The organism is Amphritea pacifica (assembly GCF_016924145.1).
GTDB classification, from domain to species: Bacteria; Pseudomonadota; Gammaproteobacteria; order Pseudomonadales; family Balneatricaceae; genus Amphritea; species Amphritea pacifica.
Window position 1 is genome coordinate 48386 of record NZ_JAFFZO010000030.1, and the last position, 19064, is coordinate 67449.

Below are 19064 nucleotides of genomic sequence, written 5' to 3' on the forward strand. Positions count from 1 at the left end.
GTTAATGGTTATTAACGCAGATGTTGCAACGATGGATAGAAACAACGGCGAAATCGCATTTGCCACCACCGGCCTGACCAAGGTGTACGGTGAAGGCGCAGTCGCAGTGCATGCCTTAAGGGGAGTTGATCTGCAGATTCCCCAGGGGGAGCTGGTGGTGTTGCTCGGCGCATCCGGCAGTGGTAAATCAACACTCCTGAATATCCTGGGGGGACTGGATCAGCCGACCGACGGCGAGGTGTACTTCTTTGAGCAGAACCTCCGACAGATGGATGATGGCGCTCTGACCCTCTATCGCCGGGACCATATCGGCTTTGTGTTCCAGTTCTATAATCTGATGCCCAGCCTGACGGCGCGGGAAAATGTTGAACTGGTGACCGAGATTGCCGATAACCCGCTGACGGCGGAGCAGGCGCTGGCGCTGGTGGGGCTGAGTGAGCGGGCCGATCATTTTCCGGCACAGCTGTCTGGTGGCGAACAGCAGCGGGTCGCTATCGCCCGGGCGGTAGCGAAACAGCCCCGGGTATTGTTCTGTGATGAACCCACCGGCGCGCTGGACAGCACCAGTGGCCGACAGGTGATGGAGGTGCTGCAGCAGATAAACCAGAGCCTGGGCGCGACAGTGGTGATTATCACCCATGCGGCGACGATTGCAGGCATGGCGGACCGGGTGATTCATTTTGCCGATGGTCAGATCAGAGAGGTGGTGTTGAATAGTGAAAAGTCGCTGGCGCAGGATCTGGTCTGGTGAGGGCTGCCTGATGGCTGGATGGGCAGACCTGTCGCCGCTTGATCGTAAACTGCTGCGGGATTTGTGGCGGATGAAAGGTCAGGCCGTTGCGATCGCCCTGGTGATTGCGCTGGGGGTGTTGATGCTGGTGATGATGAACGGCCTGGTCCGCTCACTGGAGGATACCCGCACCGCCTATTATGAACGTCACCGGCTGGCGCAGGTATTTGCGCCGCTACAGCGGGCGCCGCAATCCCTGTTATCCCGGGTTGCTGAGATCGAGGGCGTCGCGGTGGCGGTGGGCCGGGTAACCGGCAGTGCGCTGATCAACCTGCCCGGTCAGCGGCTGCCGCTGAGTGCTCAGGCGGTATCGTTGCCGGATCAGGGTGACGCGCGGCTGAATGATATCTATCTCACCGCCGGACGGCGGCCGGACCCCAGCCATAAAGATGAAATTATCCTGCTACAGGATTTTGCTAAAGCCCATAGCCTGAGCCCCGGAGACCCACTGTCGGCCACCATGCACGGTGCCCGCCGCACCTTCCGTATTGTTGGTCTGGCACAGGCCCCGGAGTTTCTCTATTCCGCTGCGCCTGGTGAATTTGTCCCTGATGATGCCCGCTTTGCGGTGATCTGGATGAGTCAGTCAGCTCTGGCGGCGGTTTATGATATGCAGGGAGCCTTTAACCAGTTGCTGCTGGGAACCACCAAACACAGCTCCCTGCCAATGATCCTCGATCGGGTCGATCTGCTATTGCAACCTTACGGTGGGCGGGGAGCGTATGGCCTGGCGGACCATGTCTCTAACCGTTTTATCGCGGAGGAGATCAGCGGTCTGAGGGTGTCCAGTCGTACCGTGCCGCCGATATTTCTGGCGGTGGCGGCCTTTCTTCTCAACATCGTTATCTCCCGGATGATTCACGCAGAGCGCAGCCAGATCGGTCTGCTGAAAGCTTTCGGCTACCGGGATATTGAGATCACCCTGCACTACCTTAAATTTGTCATTGTGATCGCCGTCAGCGGCGCCCTGCTGGGCTGTTTTCTGGGGGTGATGTCGGGGCGCAGCCTGGCACAGGTGTATCAGAGCTATTACAAATTTCCATTTTTGCTGTTTCAGGTCGATCCAATGACCTTTGTGATCGGCATTCTGGTGAGTATTCTGGCGGCAGCCGCCGGAGGAATGCTGGTGCTAAGGTCGGTGTTTCGCCTCAGCCCTGCGGTGGCGATGCAACCCCCCACACCGGCTGATTACAGCCGTTCGCTGGCGCTGGCCGCATTTATGAAACGCTGGCTGGATCAGCCCGGACGGATGGTTGCCCGGCGGTTGCTGCGTCAGCCCGGGAGGGCCGCAGGCGGCGTTATCGGTATCGCTGCAGGGATGTCTCTGGCGGTGGCGATGCTGAATGTGATGAGCGCGTTTGATCAGACCCTGACGTTTAGCTTTAATCTGATCGACCGCAGTGATCTGTCGGTGAGTTTCATTGAACCGTTATCTGACAACGTCGTGTTTGAGTTGCAGAGCATTGACGGGGTTATCGAAGTTGAGGCGCAGCGCACCGTGGTGGTGAAGTTTAGCAATGGCCAGCACAGCTATCGTGGTGTGATCACCGGGCTGCCGGAGAACAGCCGGCTGAACCGGGCTCTGGACAAACGCCAGCAGGCGATTCCGATGCGAACCCGGGGCGTGGTGCTGGGCAGCGCTCTGGCGGATATTCTCAGAGTAAAAACGGGCGATGTTCTCGATATCGATGTGCGGGAGGGGCGTCAGCCTCAGTTGCAGATACCGGTGACCGGAGTGGCGGATACGCTGATCGGTTCACCCGCCTATATGGCGCTGGATAGCCTCAACCGGGTTCTGGGTGAGCCCCGTCGGGTCTCCGGTGCTTATCTGCGTATCGATAGCGCCAGGCAGGATGCTATCTACCGTCGCATCAAGGCGATGCCGGGGATTGCCGGGGTCAGCCTGAAGCAGGACGCCCGCGAGGCGTTTCAGCGGCTGATCGATAGCAGTGCTGGTGCAGTGCGCTATCTGATGGCGGCGATAGCCGCTGTGATCACTTTTGGGATAGTCTATAACAGTGCCCGCATCGCATTTGCCGAACGGGCACGGGATCTTGCCAGTCTTCGGGTGATCGGCTTTACCCGGAGGGAAGCGGCGTTTGTTCTACTGGCAGAGCTGGGTATTATTACTCTGCTGGCGCTGCCGCTCGGTGGGCTGCTTGGCTATTTTCTGGTGTTTGCCATATCCGAGGGCTTCAGTACCGATCTCTATCGGGTTTCAGCGGTCTTCGTACCCCAGAGCTATGGCATCGCAGCGCTGGCGGTGATTATTGCGGCGCTGCTGTCTGGCTGGCTGGTGAAACGGGATATCGACCGGATCGATCTGGTCTCGGCATTAAAAGTAAGGGAGTAACGGGTTTATGGGGTCAAAGCGGTCGGGTCACTGGGTTTTGCTGGGAAGCGTTGTGGTGGTGCTGTTGCTGCTGGTCTGGGCGTTTATGCCAAGGCCCCTGCAGGTGGATATTGGCACGGTACAGCGCGGAGCCATGTGGGAAACTATTGACGATGAAGGCAAAACCCGGGTGCGTGATGCCTATGTGGTCTCGACCCCTGTGACCGGCCGGTTACTGCGTATCGAGGTGGAGCCGGGCGATCGGGTCATCCAGGATAAAACCGTTGTTGCCCGCATGTTGCCCGCCAATCCGGTGGCACTGGATAGTCGTAGTCGGGAGCAGGCGCGCGCCGCGGTGGTCTCTGCCGAAGCCGCCGTGCGACTGGCGCAGGCTGAACTGAATAAAGCGCTGGCCGATACCGAGCGGACCGATACTGAACTGAAACGGATCACCATCCTGCAGCAGCGGGGCGCGATCAGTGATGCTGCGCTGGATAACGCTAAACAGGCGTGGCGCTCGGCCAGTGCTCAGCTGGATATGGCGAAGGCCTCAATCTCAATGCGGCAGGCTAATCTGGCCAGTGCCCGGGCACAGCTGATCACCTTTGTGCCGGGGCAGAGCGATAACCACGATGCGCAGTCCGGGGTGATCAATATCGTCGCGCCCCATTCCGGTAGTATTCTGCGGGTCTTGCAGGAGAGCGAAACCACGCTGCCTGCCGGTCAGGCAGTGCTGGAGATCGGCGATATCAATGAGGAGTTGGAGGTGGTGGTTGAACTGCTTTCCAGCGATGCGGTCAGGGTCAAACCTGGCAACCGGGTGATGATCGAAAACTGGGGCGGACCGCTGGCGCTCGAGGGGCGCGTCGAAAAAGTGGAACCCTGGGGCTTTACCAAATACTCAGCCCTGGGGGTTGAAGAGCAGCGGGTGAAAACCACCATCCGTTTTGTCAGTGACAAATCCCAGCGGGCCAGTCTAGGTCATGGTTTCAGGGTGGAGGCGCGGATCGTCGTCTGGGAAGATGCTGACGCACTGATCGTGCCTTCCAGTGCGTTGATTCGCAGTGGCCGTCGCTGGGCGGTTTATCGGGTTGAATCCGGTAAAGCGCTCCTGAATACCGTTGAGGTGGGGCATAACAACGGCATCAGTGCGGAAGTGTCTGGGGGGCTGGAAGCGGGTGATCAGGTGGTGCTCTATCCGCCAGCCGAGCTGAGTGATGGTGGCCGGGTAAAGCGCCGGTTGTGAATCTGACATTCGCCTCATCAGGGTGTAGAATGATGCAATGTTATGCACCTTGATGAACAGGTCTTGTATGAAAACGGTACGAACAACAGTGTCTCTCCCTTCCGATCAGCAGGAAAAGCTTCAGGCGCTGGCTGAGGCAAACGGGCTTTCGGTTGCCTGGATGGTTCGCCAGGCCGTAGGAGAGTTTCTCGATAGAGTTGCTGCTGAGGAGAGCTTTAATCCACTGAGTCGCTCCCCCGGAGAGCGTAAAGAGGGCGAGAAATAGCGATGTTTACTCCCCATCAGAGTGCTTATTTTGCCCACTGGCTCACCCAGAGCGGCCGGATAGAAAACCAGGTTTCCCGCACCATGGCATCTGCCCGGGTCGATATGAACCCCCATCAGGTAGAAGCCGCCTGTTTCGCATTAAAGTCCCCTCTCGCTAAAGGAGTTCTGCTGGCTGATGAAGTCGGTCTGGGTAAAACCATTGAAGCCAGCTTAGTGATTGCGCAAAAGTGGGCTGAAGGCAAAAAAAATATTCTGTTGGTGACGCCTGCTTCCCTGCGAAAACAATGGAGTCAGGAACTAACCGATAAGTTTGAACTGCCCTCAATTATTATCGACAGTAAGATCGCCAAAGAGCAGCGTCAGCTCGGACTGACAAACCCTTTTAATCAGATGGATCAAATAGTCATCTGTTCCTATCAGTACATTGCTTCGCAAAAGGATAAAGTGCGCTTAGTCGATTGGAATCTGGTGGTATTTGATGAAGCTCATAAGTTAAGAAATATTTATAAGAAACAGGGGAGTAAACAGGCGAAAGCGGTAGTCGAGGCGACCCGTCACGCAGAGTCACGGGTGTTACTGTCGGCAACCCCTCTGCAGAATAACCTGATGGAACTATATGGTCTGGCGCAGGTGATTGATGAACATTACTTTGGTGATGAAAAGTCTTTTCGCGCTCTCTATGCTTCCAGACAAAGAGATAAAAATGTTCTGGAGGATTTGAAAAAGCGCATTGATCCTCTTTGCCATCGTACGTTGCGAAAACAGGTACAGCAGGAGGGAGGCATCAACTTTACCAACCGCTATTCGCTGACCCAGGACTTTACCCCCACTGATTCGGAGTGGGAACTGTATAAAAAATTGTCTGACTATCTGCAAACTCCAGATATTCAGGCGATATCCCATAAAGCTAAACACCTGGTTAGTATTGGCATACGTAAAATCCTGGCATCCTCCTCCTTCGCCGTGGCAGATACGCTTAAGGGGATGATTGGACGTTTGCAGTCTCAACAACTGCTGACGGAAGAGTCCCTTGGTGATCTGGAGGAGGCTGATGACTGGCTGGATCAATTCGATGAGTCATCGTCAGCAGATATTTCACCAAAACAGGCGAAACTCGCGCAAGAGATCGCGCTGTTACAAGAGTGTCAGCAATTAGCGGCAGGCATCACCGACAATGCTAAAGGTAATGCCCTGTTGTTGGTGCTGACGAAAGCCCTGGATATGACCGAAAACCTGGGGGGGCAGCGTAAAGCCGTAGTATTTACCGAGTCCTGCCGTACTCAGCAGTATCTGAGTACACTACTCGAGAATAATGGTTATCGCGGACGAACGGTTTTACTAAACGGCACTAATAACGATCCGCAATCGCGACAGATCTATGACCACTGGTTGGAAAAGCACCGGGGGAGTGCCCGTATCAGTGGTTCGCGTATGGCCGATATGAAAGCCGCGCTGGTGGACTGTTTTCGCAGCGATGAGGCCGATATTCTCATCTCCACCGAAGCGGGTGGTGAGGGTATTAACCTTCAGTTTTGCTCCGTATTGATTAACTACGATCTGCCATGGAACCCGCAAAAAGTGGAGCAGCGTATCGGTCGGGTACACCGTTATGGGCAAAAAAATGATGTGGTTGTGGTGAACTTTGTTAACCGCAAAAACCCAGCCGATCAACGGGTGTTTCAACTGTTAAGTGAAAAACTGAAGTTGTTTGAAGGTGTGTTTGGCGCATCGGATGAGATACTCGGGGCTATTGAAAGCAATATCGATATTGAAAAACGGATTTATGACATCTATCAAAACTGTCGCTCAGATGCTGATATTGAATACCAGTTTGACCAGCTTCAGGCGGAGATGGAGGGGGTTCTCTCCGTTAAGGAGGAGGTTGCCCGACAAAACCTGTTGAGTCATTTTGATCGTGATGTGGTGGCGGCATTAAAAACCCGCCGAGATCAAAGTCAGGACTTCTTAAAGGATTACGAACAAGTATTGCTAGATCTGGCGCGGGCAGAGCTGCCAGTGGCAACCTTTGAACGTAACCACTTCTTCTATGACGACACACGATATGATCTCAGTTGGCTATTGGCTCAAGAAAATGATTCGGAGTTTTTTCGATTACAGGCCGCAGAGCACTACCTTGCCTGGGAACTGGTTCATAAGGCAAAAAGTCGTCAGTTAAATAATGCGCATCTTCAGTTCCGATACAATGAGTTGGATGGTGGTCATTATGCGGCCTTAAGGCCTCTGATAGGGCAAAGCGGCTTGCTTCAACTGGTCAAACTGACCTTTCGGTATGCGAAAACCCAGGAACATCACCTGTTAGTGCTGGCGATCACCGATGCTGGCGAGATTCTGCCGCAGGAGCATGCCGAACACCTGCTCTGTATTCCAGCCACGATTTTGCAGGAATCTATCGCGTTTGACGCATCTGTGTTGGCTGCCGTTTTATCGGCGGCTTTAGCCACAAAAGAGCAACAAACGCAGGCGCAGCTGGAAAACTACTTTGAACAGGAAAACAGCAAGTTAGAGCGATGGGCTGATGATCGGCGTAAAACGCTGTATAACACCGTTGAAGAGTTAGATGCGGAGATTAAAATACTGAAAAAAGAGGCTCGGCAGCTGGCCTCAGTGGCTGACAAGGTGAATGCCAAGAAAGCGTTGCGGACGTTGGAGCGTAAGCGTGATGACGCACTGAGTATCTATCACCAGGCCCGAAAGCAGATCGAGCAGGAAGAGGACGCATTGCTGGATGACATTAGCGCAAAGCTGGAACTGGAGCAGCAACTGGAAACGCTCTTCAGCATCCGCTGGACACTCACTGCATAATTGGCGGAGATCTACGTGAACCGAGAAAAACTAGCACAGGAATTGCTGTTTCATATTCGTTTAGGCGAAGACTCCAGTATTGAGTTTAAAGAGGTGAGGTTTGTGGGAAACCGCCCCACCAGCCCGAACAGAGACAGCATGGCCCATGAGATCGCCGCATTTGCCAATGGTCAGGGTGGGCGGATGCTACTGGGCGTTGAGGATAAGACCCGGGCGGTCGTTGGTATTGCCGATGAATGTGTCTCGACGACTGAAGAGTGGGTGGTCAATATTAGCCAGAACTCTATTCAGCCACCGGTGAAACTGGATACCCGCTTACTGCAACTGCCCGACCGCGAAGGGAATCTTAAAACGGTTATCTATATCGAGATCCCCCGCAGTATCATGGTGCATTCCAGCAGTGGTCGATATTATCAGCGGGTTGGTTCTACTAAGCAGGAGATGAAGCCGGAGGTTTTGGCGCGTCTGTTTCAGCAACGCAGTCAGTCCCGACTGATTCGGTTCGATGAGACGTTAGTGCCGGGGACCGCGCTGGCTGATATCGATAAAAGCTTGTTACAGCGGTTTCTCCGGGCGGATACACCGGTGAGCGATCAGCTGCGAAAACTGCATCTGAGCGGCCATGAAAATGGCGAGCAGGGGCTGTCCGTGAGTGGTGTTCTGCTGTTAACCAACGATCCGACCCAGTGGCTAAGCAACGCTTATATCCAGTGTGTTTTTTATAGTGGCAAGCAGCGCGATGCCAATGATCAGCTTGATGCGGCTGACTTTACCGGCCCTCTGGACCAGCAGATTAGCGGCGCATTTGAGTTTGTTCGCAAAAATATGCGCATTGAAGCGATAAAAACCGTCGGGCGTCGCGATATTCCTCAGTATGATCTGGGGGCTGTGTTTGAAGCGATTGTTAATGCGGTGGCCCATCGCGATTACTCCATGACTGGCCGCCGTATTCGTCTGCATCTGTTTGCTGACCGTTTTGAGTTGTTTAGCCCCGGCGCGCTGCCCAACAGTCTTACCCTGGACGGTCTGATGGAGAACACAGTTACCCGTAACGAGAATATTGTTAACCTGCTCAGTCGTTACTACAGCGCCCGCGAAGAGGCGGGGCGACAAGCATTGATTGAGCGACGGGGAGAAGGTGTACCGAAAATTATTAAAGCTAGTGAAGCCCTGAGCGGCAAACGGCCGGAATACGCTTTGATCGATGACAATGAATTATTGCTAACCGTCTATGCCGCCAGTAAAGAGGAGCTTTCCGGTTGAACATCAAGAAAAAACTATCAACGGTTGCTCACACCACCCTGGTACAGCTGGTTGACGACCTCTACGGTCGCTATGGCGATATCGATGACCTGATTGAAACCCATCTTCAGCGTGCCTTAGGGCGCGGAGCGACCGCTGGCGTTGATAATCAGGGAAGCAGCGGCGTCCTGCGTAACGCTATAGAGAGAGAGCTTTCTCAACTCAAACAGCTGGAATTTGTCGATTACCAGCAAACGTCTAATCTCTATTGTCAGCTACAAAGCTTACTCTTAGATATCGACGCCCTGGCCGAGGAAGATCTGCAGGCAGGCCTTGGGTATACCGAAACCTTTATCAACACCCATGTGAATGTGCTGAATAGCTGTGATGACTCCGATGGTGATATCGGCTGTGTTTATAGGGAGGCTGTCGATCAGTGGCTGGAGATGGCTGCAGAGCTGCGAGAAACCGCTCCAAAGGCGAAAAACTGGCTGGAGGCGGTGCTGAACTTTTTTGATAGCAACGATTACGGTTGTCTTGATGATGTTATCAGTCACAGTCATATCTTGCTGACTGAAGAGGAACTGAATCAACTGGCCTGGCGGTTTGAAAACCGTGCTCGACAGGCACTTAAGTCCCCGGCTCTGCCCAGCGATGGCGAAGGTATTGAGTACAACGCAGAAGCCGCCCATGCCTGTTTGGGTATGGAGTCGGTCGCCTGCGCTCTGGGTGATATCACACTCTATGAAAAGAGTTATCTGCTCAGTGGCCAAGCGCTAAACCCCCTGCAACTGGCTGCAATCGTCGAGTTTGCTATCGATATCGAAGCGTTTGAGCGGGCGCAGTACTGGCTGGATCAGCCCGTCTGGGCGAGTGACAAGCCTGCCCATAGCCGACTGACCAACGCATTGTTGCAACGGCAGGGCGATACTGAACAGTTAAAAGCCAACCTGTATCAGCTATTTATGGAAAACCCCAGCGCCTGGGCGCTGGAGGTTTATCTAAACATTGCCAGCGATGCTGAAGTGGCAAACATCATTCCAACCGTTTTAGCCCTTGTTGAGCAACCAGAGTGCTATGCCCCGGACGCGGTGGAGATGTTGCTGCTGATCGACAACATCCCTTTAGCCGCGCGCACTTGTCTGGCCCGTTGGGATGAGATCCCCGGTACTCACTACACCACGCTGTTATCCTGGGTTGAGGTGTTTCAAAGCAACGGAGAAACGCTCGCGGCGATTATCGGTTTGCGTATCTTGCTGCTGGATATACTGGAACGGGGCAAAACCAAAGCCTATCATCATGCAGCGGATTACTTTTATGCTTTAATCGCCCTGGACCAGCAGCAACCCGATTATCAATCATTTGACGATGCCCACCGGTTTATTGTCCGGCTGCAACAGGCGCATGGTCGTAAGCGGTCATTCTGGGCCGCCGCAGATTTCCCGAACAAATAGCCCGTGCCCGGGTTTACTTACCCAGCACCGATTAAACAGACGACAGGACAGACAATGAGCAACCCGGATACCTCCATGGATGGCAATTCACTGGATATTAGCGCACAGCGTAAACAGGCCTTAAAACAGCTGTTTCCGGGCGTGTTCAGTGAAACCTGTAATGCCGCGGGCGAGCTGGTAGAGAGCATCGATTTTGAACGCTTAAAAGCTGAGCTGGGTGAGTTTAGTGAACTCTATGACAACCGTCGTGAACGCTATGGCATGGACTGGCCCGGCAAACGGGACTGTATGCGGCTGATACAGCAGCCCAGCAGTGCCACCCTCAAACCCTGCCGGGAGGAATCGGTTGATTTCGATAACACCGAAAATCTGTTTATCGAAGGTGATAATCTGGAAGTGCTGAAGCTGCTGCAGAAGAGTTATTACGGCCAGGTGAAGATGATCTATATCGACCCGCCCTATAACACCGGCAAAGAGTTTATCTATCCGGATAACTTTGCCGAAAGCCTCGACACCTATCTGCAATATGCCGGTTTGAAAGACAGTGACGGCCGTACTTTCTCCACCAATACAGCCAGTGAGGGCCGCTTTCACACCAAATGGCTGAATATGATCTACCCCCGCCTTTATCTGGCCCGCAACCTGCTGCGGGAAGATGGTGTAATCTTTATCTCTATCGACGATAACGAGGTGGAAAACCTGCGCCGGGTGTGCAATGAAATTTTTGGGGAGGAGAATTTTATTGCAACTGTCATTTGGCACAAAATGGATAGCCCCAAAAACTCTGCAAAGTACTTTAGTGAAGATCATGATTACATCTTACTTTACGCAAAGAACTCTGAGGTATGGCGTCCAAACTTGTTGCCGCGCTCTGATGAAATGATCGCCCGCTATAAGAATCATGACGATGATCCAAGAGGCCCCTGGTTGCTTGGTGATTTAGCCGCAAGGAATTACTACAGTAAAGGCGAATACTCTCTTACTACACCTAGCGGGAAAGTGATAGCTGGACCTCCTCCCGGAAGCTATTGGCGAATTAGTAAAGAAAAGTTTGATGAGTATGATAAAGATGGTCGTATTTGGTGGGGTGAATCTGGTGGGAATCGGCCGGGAGTAAAGAAATTTCTGTCTGAAGTAAGGCAAGGTGTGGTTCCTCAAACCTATTGGAGCTGGAAAGAAGTTGGAAGCACAAGAAATGCTAAACAGGCATTGAGTAAGCTGTTAACAGCCGCCTCTGGAGATGAGATATTTGTCACGCCGAAACCTGTTGGCTTAATCAAACGAATGTTGCAAGTTTCATCTTCTCAGGTAGACGATATCATTCTTGATTTCTTTGCCGGTTCAGGGACTGTGTTTGAATCTGTTTTTGAGCAAAACAAAGAAGATGGAAAACAACGGAAAGTTATTGGAGTTCAGCTACCAGAAGTCTCTACCGACGATGCTACTGTAAGCGAAATGGCGAAAAGTCGCATTCGCCGTGCCGGTACTAAAATCCGCTCCGAACTCGAAGGTCAGCTAGACCTGGAGAATAACCAGAATCTCGACCTTGGCTTTAAAGTGCTAAAACTCGACCGCAGTAATATCACCCCCTGGCGCGCCCCTGATAAAACTATCTCTGATAGCGATCTGCTGCAGCAGATGGAGTTGAATGTCGATCATATCGACCCTAATGCCAGCCAGGAAGATCTGCTCTATGAGCTATTGCTAAAAGCGGGCATAAAACCCACAGAGTCGATAGACAAGATCGAACTGGCGGGCCAGTCGCTGTTCTCTATCGCGGACAATGCGCTCATCATACATCTGCAGGACAGCATCAGTCAGGGGGTGATCGACGCAGTGCTGGCGCTGGCACCCAGTCAGTTTATCTGCCTGGATAAAGCGTTCCACGGTAATGATCAGCTCAAAGCCAATACGGTGAAAACCTTTGCCACCTTTAACCAGGGCAAAGAGGGTGTCGATCGTATAGAGTTCAGAACCGTTTAACGGGCTAAACAGGGAAAGCGCATGAAACTCAAGTTTAACCCCAGTCTGGATTATCAGCAGGATGCGATTGAATCCACCCTCACCCTGTTTGAAGGGCTGTCTGTAAGCGGCCAGGCCTATCGTGAGCGGGGCATCGCCAATACCCTGGACCTTAACCCGGATCAGTTGCTGGCCAATCTGCAGCGGGTGCAGGAGCGTAACTTTATCGAAAAAAGCGCCCGTTTAAGTGCCGACGATGATTACCCCTTTGCCAACTTCTCTGTCGAGATGGAAACCGGCACCGGTAAAACCTATGTCTATCTGCGCACTATCTTTGAGCTGCATCAGCGGCTCGGGCTGCGTAAGTTCGTGATCGTGGTGCCCTCGGTGGCGATTCGTGAGGGGGTGCTCTCCTCCCTGGCGATGATGACCAGCCACTTCAGAAGCCTGTATAACAACGTCCCTTTCAACCACTACGTTTATAGTTCGAAAGATCTGGCTAAGGTGCGCCAGTTTGCCACCGCCAATACACTGCAGATCATGGTGATCAATATTCAGGCGTTTCAGAAGGATGCTGACAGCGAAAAAACCGCCAATATTATCCACCAGGAACTGGACCGCATGCAGGGTAAACCGATTGAGTTTATTCAGGAGGTGCGCCCGGTATTGATTATCGATGAGCCGCAATCGGTGGATGCCACCGCCAAGGCGCGCAAAGCGATCAACCACCTCAAACCCCTCTTTGCACTGCGTTATTCTGCCACCCATAAGAACCCCTATAACGTCATCTATCAGTTGGGGCCGGTCAAAGCCTATGATCTAAAACTGGTTAAACAGATCTCGGTGGCGTCGATACAATCCCAGCAGAATATCAATCAGACCTATCTCAAACTGAGTAAGATCGGTTATAGCGGTAAAGCCAAAACCCCCTCGGCAACCGTGATCATTTTTGAAGACACCGCTAACGGCACCAAAGAGAAAACCGTTAAGCTCAGACAGTCCACCGATCTGTCAGACCATACTAATCGTCCTGGGTATGAGGGCTATGTGGTGGATGAGATCTATGCCGAACCGGGGATGGAGTATGTGCGCTTTGCGAATAATGTCGTTCTGGAACCCGAGCAGGAGCAGGGCGGAATTCAGGATGAAGTGCTGCAAGAGCAGATCCGCCAGACCGTGGAGGAACACTTCAAGAAGGAGCGCAATTTGTTTAAGCAGGGGTTGCCGATAAAAGTGCTGTCACTGTTTTTTATCGACAAGGTGGCCAACTATCGCTACTACGATGAGCAGGGCAATGTGCAACCGGGCAAGCTGGCGCGATGGTTTGAAACCGCCTATAACGAGGTGGCGCAATCGCCTCTGTTTCAAGACCTGCCTAAACGGGATGTTGCTCAGGTGCATAACGGCTATTTCGCTGAAACGAAAAAGCGTGGCAAAGTGGTGGAGCTGAAAGATACCAGCGGTAATACCGTCAGCGATGCCGAGGTGTATGAGCTGATTATGCGTGACAAAGAGCGGCTACTGGATGATGCCGAGCCGTTGCGCTTTATTTTCAGCCACTCAGCGTTGAAAGAGGGGTGGGATAATCCCAACGTGTTTCAGATCTGTACCCTGCGGGAGATGGGCAGCGAAAAAGAGCGTCGCCAAACCCTCGGGCGTGGCTTACGCTTGCCGGTGGATATCAACGGTGACCGGGTATATAACCCCCAGGTTAATCGTCTGACCGTAGTGGCCAGTGAATCGTTTGAGCAGTATGCCAAAAACCTGCAAACCGAGATGGAGAAAGATATCGGCGGTGGCTTTAAGTTTGGCCGGGTGCCCGCAATCGCATTTGCACCGTTATCCCTGAACGACGTTGAATCGTTAGGGCAGGAGCGCTCAAGGCAACTGTGGCAGGCGTTAAAATCAGAGGGGTATCTGGATGCTAAAGGCGAGATCACCCCGAAATTTAAGCCCGATGATCTTTACTTTACCCTGTGTCTGCCAGTCGAGTATCAGCCGTTAGAGAATGAGGTGATCGATAAACTGCGTAGCTTTATGTTTGCCGGGCGGGTTAAAGATGCCCGCAGCAGGACCCCGGTTATCTATGACAAGCGGGTTGAACTGAATCCGGATTTTAAAGCGCTGTGGGAGAAGATAAGCCAAAAAACCCGCTATGCTATCCACTTTAATACTCAGCAACTGATCGATCTGGCCAGCCACAAGTTGCAGACAATGCCGGTGATCAAGCCGGTTAGCCTGACCATTGACCATACCCAGGCGAGCCTGACCGATGCTGGCTTTGGTGCTGAGCGCCAGATTCAAACGCCACAGACCCGCTATGTCGACACCCATGCACAGCTGCCGGATCTTTTAGGCGCTCTGCAAACTCAAACCGAGCTGACACGCAGCACTCTAATGGCGATCATCAAACGTTGTGGCCGTCTTAGTGAGTTTAAAGCCAATCCGCAGGGGTTTATTACCGAAGCGGCTAAGCAGATTCATAAAGCCCTGGATGAGCTACTGGTGGATGGGATTCGCTATGAAAAGCTGGCGGGTGAACACTATAAGATGGAACTGTTTAATGAGCCGGAATTAGAGTCATATCTTGACCGGGTCTATCAGGTGCAACATGCCGCTGATCATGAGCATATACAAACCCCATACGATTATATCGAGTATGACTCTCAGATCGAACGGCAAACGGCACAGGCGCTGGATGGCGCGGAGAATGTGAAGTTCTTCTGCAAACTACCTCGCTGGTTTACCATTCCTACGCCGGTGGGGGATTACAACCCTGACTGGGCGGTGGTGTTGCAGGCGGATCAAAAGGTTTATCTGATACGAGAAACCAAATCTACCCATGATTCTGATAAACGCCGATTAGAGGAAAACCTCAAGATTCTCTGCGGCGAAGCACATTTTAAAGCGTTGGACGGTGTTGATTACCGGGTGGCAACCTCAGTGTCTGAGGTAGTGGCAACGGATTAACGCGAACGGCATTCCTACGATTTAGCCTTTCTCTGTGAACTCTGTGGTGAGTATATGGGGCTGATGTATGGGTTTTATCAACAGCCCACGAGAGGCATACCTAGGGCTCAATGAGCACCGAGGGCGGACAGAAACGGAGGCTTTCTGGCCCAGGACAGATTGGAAAATAAATCTGTCCCCTTTATAGTCCCCTTTATACAACAATTAACTTAAAATCAATCGTTCTTACATCGAAAGATTGAGTCTCACTTAACATTATTGTTCCGGACATGTTTATTGCATCAAGTAAATAACTTTTTATTCCGCAGGAAATACCACGTCCCACAATAACTCTTTAGCAACTGATTTTGCTTCTTCTTCAGTTTCAAAAAAGGAAACTTCGCAATCGTCCATTAGCTGTACCCAAGATATGGATTTATCAGAAAAAGCCTTCTTGAGTTCAGTTTCAATACCTTCTCGAAAAGGTTCATGCTGCAAATCCTTTTGCAATGCAGCAATAGCTTCTTCATCATCCAAGCCTACCTGGGCTCCATAAATCCCACCCAAAACGCTTTTAATTAACTTATATGATTCCATAATTACTTACCTGGGATTGGGTATATCGTATTCGTCTGCCAAATGTTTTTAGCTGGATCGTACACATACCATGCCTCCACATTCGTTAGATCGTTGACTGTTTGCAATGGCCCTGACTGCCCTGTCTTCTTACCAACAGGAATGTAGCCTCGGCCTAATTCAACACCGGTATCAGCTGAAACTTTGATCCTTAATGTACCAGGCTCGGCATTTTTTATCGCGTCATCCAGATAGTTATTTCTAAGGAAGTCATCTGCATTCACCAATAGCTCATCGCTATTAAATGCCGTTGATGTAGGAGTGTAGCCTCTTCTTGTTTTAGATCCGTCCGGAGCGACACCTGTCCGTGCTCGAGCATATAACTGCTCATCTGTAATAGCCCCTCCGTGCCTTTCAAGCGCATGTCCTTCTGCTCGGAGCCTATCCAATTGAGCAGTGAGTTTTTTGCTTGGAACAAATTTACGAAATTTACCTACTAATGGCAAACCCGCCGTAAGGGCCCCTATATAAGCTTTACTTTCATCAGAGAGGCCAAGTGCCTGATCAATTTTTGAAACCCCTTCGCCCATCGTTTGGGTCAATGGGCTTTGTGCAAGATCGTCTTTGACATCGCTGGCAAACTGAGTACGACTATCGTACACATCCAGCAAATTTTTCATCTCCTGTGCAGATTTCTCGCCTGCTTTTGTATCCACAGCAAATGTTACCATTCCTTTAGTGAGTGCCGCTCCTAAATCACTGACTCCCTCAGATAGAGTGTCTGCTGCGATATCACTTATTACTTTAAGATATGTCCCAAAATTGGATAAATCTTCGTAACCGTCCGGGCATCACACCTTGACGGTTTCCGATGACCAATGATGAGGCAGCAGCCTATCGATCTCACTCGCTTTCTGCGTCGGCAGCCGTTCCAATATATCCTTCAGATAACTATAGGGTTCATGCCCGTTCAGTTTCGCTGACTGGATCAAGCTCATAATCGCGGCTGCACGCTGACCGCTGCGCAGTGATCCTGCAAACAGCCAGTTTTTGCGGCTCAGCGCCCAGGGGCGGATCAGATTCTCCACCCGGTTGTTGTCGATTGGGATCGCGCCATCCTCCAGATAACGGATCAGCGCTGCCCAGCGGTTCAGACTGTAGTCCAGAGCTTTGGCGATCGCCGTGCCATCCGGGATCTGTTGCCGCTCATACAGTAGCCAACGATAGAGCCTGTCCGCTATCGGCTTCGCGTCCTGTTGCCGGATCCGATGCCGTTCTTCAACGCTAAGGGGGTGGGCTTTCTGCTCAACCTCATACAGCTCCCTGATCTGCTGAACCGCTTCTCCAGCGATCTGGCTCTTACCTGCGATATGCAGCTCCACGAACTTGCGGCGGGCATGCGCCATGCAGCCAAGCTCTGTGACTCCCTCGTCCTTAAAGCTTTTCTTGTAACCGGCATAGTCATCACTGACCAGCTGTCCTCTCCAGTCCTCAAGGAAGTCCCGGGCATACTGCCCGGAACGCCCCGGCTGGAAGTCATACACCACGGCATTCAGTGCGGAGAAGGGACTGGTGGCATAGGCCCAGAGATACGCTTTATGGGTTTTCTTCTTACCCGGTGCCAACATCGGCACAGGGGTTTCATCCGCATGCAGTATCGGTTCCTGCAGCAGATGCTCGTGCAGAGCATCGACCAAGGGCTGAAGCCGGACACCGCAGACACCCACCCATTCGGACAAGGTCGAACGGGACAGCTGAACACCGGCACGTTCAAAGATCTGTGATTGACGATATAGGGGTAGATGGTCAGCGTACTTAGCGATCAGGACCTGAGCCAGTAAACCGGCAGTAGGCAGACCTTTATCCAGGATATACGCGGGCATCGGTGACTGAGTCAGCGTTTCGCAAGCGTCACAGACCCACTTACCCCGGATATGACGCTCTACCGTAAAGACGCCCGGCGTGTAGTCCAGCTTTTCACTGACATCCTCGCCCATACGGGACATTGCGCAGCCGCAGGAACAAGTCGTGACCTCCGGTTCATGATGGACCTCCCGGCGAGGCAGTTCCGGTGGCAAGGGTTGTCGTTTGGGCTGACGTTTTTCCTGGGTTCGCGTCGGTGAGTCGATCGCATCATCCAGCTCCGTTTCGATCCCGGCCATATCGGCCCCGATGATGTCATCGAGCAGACTTATCTGAAGGAGATTCAGGTGCTCACTGCGCTGACCGTATTTGTGACGTTTCAGCAGAGCCAGCTCATAGGTGAGCTTCTGGTTTACTTGTTCTTTATAACGGATCGCCTGCTCTTGCTGCTGGATGGCCTGGTCTTTCAACTGGATCACCTGATCCTGCTCATCGACGCGCAGCAGCAACTGCTCCGCCAGGCGGCGCAGTTGTTCAGGGGAAAGTTGAGTAAGGTCAGGTGCTGTCATACCTGCGAGTGTGATCGATTCAAAGATCATTTTCGATACGAAGATAGACCAATAGCGCTTCTGGCTGACCTATGCTTGGCCGTGTTCTCTCGTGTATCAAAGCCGGTTAATCGGTCCCATATGCCGCCAGGGCAATCCTTGAACCAGCACCTGAAGCTGTGTCTCATCTAAAATAGCCTGCTTGCCATGCACCCTGTCCAGCCAATGGAACTTCCCTTTATGCAGGCGCCGTGCACAGAGCCAGATACCCAGTCCATCATGGATCAGGACTTTCATCCGGTTACCGCGTTTATTGGTGAACAGATACGCGGTATGGGGCTGAGCTTCACCGAACACCTGCACGACTCTGGCCAAAGCAGTATCCGGCCCCGCCCGCATATCCATCGGTTCCGTTGCCAGCCAGATCTGATCGATACGGATCATACCAACGCCTTTATGAACTGAGCGGCATCCGCAACGGAGCCTCGGAAGGTGATGCCCCCCAGAGGCGAGTCGATCTCCAGCGTGATGAAATCAGGAGCGTGAGGCGCGGATGCCGTTATTGGCAGAGTGACTGGCAGGAATGCGGGCATATCCGCAGATGCCTGCTGCCGGGCCTTTACCAGCCACTTATGAACCAGGTTAGCGTTGAGTGCATGATTCCGGGCGACTTGGGCAATGGAGTTTTCTGGCCGCTGACAGAGGTCAACGATCATGGCTTTGAACGCCGGATTAAAACGGCGTCGTTTACTGGGTTGGTTGGTTACGGATGGAGGAGCATTGAGAGTCATGTTAGGTGTCCACTTAAAGATAGGTGGACACCTAGTGTAGTGTTGCATTCTGTTTAGAGCTTAAGCGACTGTTGGCACGAATAACTTTTTCCAGAATGTCTCGGGCACTTTTAGTCCAAATAAATGGCTTCGGATTGCTGTTATGATGGGCAATGTATTCATCGATAGTGCCGATAAGATCTGGGACACTGGCAAATACTCCACGCTGTAATCTCTCCACC

General features: G+C 52.3%; 14 protein-coding genes and 1 pseudogene. 9 read left to right on the forward strand and 6 right to left on the reverse strand.

From position 1 onward, the window contains the following. Positions 1-31: 31 nt before the first annotated feature. The 9 genes from JW499_RS16650 to JW499_RS16690 all read left to right on the forward strand — a co-directional run bounded on the left by JW499_RS16650 (position 32) and on the right by JW499_RS16690 (position 15086). Complete coding sequence (locus JW499_RS16650; protein ID WP_232846474.1) at positions 32-751, forward strand: ABC transporter ATP-binding protein; 720 nt, start codon at positions 32-34, stop codon at positions 749-751. Between the two features lie 10 nt (positions 752-761). Next, positions 762-3143, forward strand: coding sequence for an ABC transporter permease (locus JW499_RS16655; RefSeq protein ID WP_232846475.1), 2382 nt, complete (start codon positions 762-764; stop codon positions 3141-3143). Positions 3144-3150: 7 nt separating this feature from the next. Continuing rightward, positions 3151-4368 carry an efflux RND transporter periplasmic adaptor subunit gene (locus JW499_RS16660; RefSeq protein ID WP_205211646.1) on the forward strand — a complete coding sequence of 406 codons (1218 nt, stop codon included), beginning with the start codon at positions 3151-3153 and terminating at the stop codon, positions 4366-4368. A gap of 67 nt (positions 4369-4435) precedes the next feature. Beyond that, positions 4436-4633, forward strand: a complete 198-nt coding sequence (locus JW499_RS16665) for a CopG family ribbon-helix-helix protein (RefSeq protein ID WP_205211647.1) — start codon at positions 4436-4438, stop codon at positions 4631-4633. A 2-nt stretch (positions 4634-4635) separates the two neighbouring features. Continuing rightward, entirely contained in the window at positions 4636-7458 is a 2823-nt protein-coding gene (locus tag JW499_RS16670) for an SNF2-related protein (protein ID WP_205211648.1), read from the forward strand. Between the two features lie 15 nt (positions 7459-7473). After that, complete coding sequence (locus JW499_RS16675; RefSeq protein ID WP_205211649.1) at positions 7474-8721, forward strand: RNA-binding domain-containing protein; 1248 nt, start codon at positions 7474-7476, stop codon at positions 8719-8721. Further along, positions 8718-10154 carry a DUF6880 family protein gene (locus JW499_RS16680; RefSeq protein ID WP_205211650.1) on the forward strand — a complete coding sequence of 479 codons (1437 nt, stop codon included), beginning with the start codon at positions 8718-8720 and terminating at the stop codon, positions 10152-10154. Before JW499_RS16675 ends, JW499_RS16680 begins: the two co-directional genes overlap by 4 nt. 54 nt (positions 10155-10208) lie before the next feature. Further along, positions 10209-12137 carry a site-specific DNA-methyltransferase gene (locus JW499_RS16685; protein WP_205211651.1) on the forward strand — a complete coding sequence of 643 codons (1929 nt, stop codon included), beginning with the start codon at positions 10209-10211 and terminating at the stop codon, positions 12135-12137. A gap of 21 nt (positions 12138-12158) precedes the next feature. Continuing rightward, positions 12159-15086 carry a restriction endonuclease gene (locus tag JW499_RS16690; RefSeq protein ID WP_205211652.1) on the forward strand — a complete coding sequence of 976 codons (2928 nt, stop codon included), beginning with the start codon at positions 12159-12161 and terminating at the stop codon, positions 15084-15086. A gap of 297 nt (positions 15087-15383) precedes the next feature. Here the strand turns inward: JW499_RS16690 and JW499_RS16695 are convergent, their stop codons facing one another. From JW499_RS16695 to JW499_RS16720, 6 genes and pseudogenes are all read right to left on the reverse strand, one after another. Beyond that, positions 15384-15662 carry a hypothetical protein gene (locus JW499_RS16695; protein ID WP_205211653.1) on the reverse strand — a complete coding sequence of 93 codons (279 nt, stop codon included), beginning with the start codon at positions 15660-15662 and terminating at the stop codon, positions 15384-15386. A 2-nt stretch (positions 15663-15664) separates the two neighbouring features. Continuing rightward, entirely contained in the window at positions 15665-16357 is a 693-nt protein-coding gene (locus JW499_RS16700; protein WP_205211654.1) for a hypothetical protein, read from the reverse strand. Positions 16358-16492: 135 nt separating this feature from the next. After that, positions 16493-18073 (reverse strand): IS66 family transposase, encoded by a 1581-nt coding sequence (gene tnpC / locus JW499_RS16705; protein WP_205211659.1) that lies wholly within the window; start codon positions 18071-18073, stop codon positions 16493-16495. 96 nt (positions 18074-18169) lie between these two features. Then, positions 18170-18496, reverse strand: a complete 327-nt coding sequence (gene tnpB / locus JW499_RS16710) for an IS66 family insertion sequence element accessory protein TnpB (RefSeq protein WP_205211655.1) — start codon at positions 18494-18496, stop codon at positions 18170-18172. Next, entirely contained in the window at positions 18493-18843 is a 351-nt protein-coding gene (gene tnpA / locus JW499_RS16715) for an IS66-like element accessory protein TnpA (protein ID WP_205211656.1), read from the reverse strand. The genes tnpB and tnpA overlap by 4 nt, the downstream gene beginning before the upstream one ends. A 31-nt stretch (positions 18844-18874) precedes the next feature. Continuing rightward, positions 18875-19064 (reverse strand): annotated as a pseudogene (locus tag JW499_RS16720) (IS630 family transposase); the annotation flags it as partial.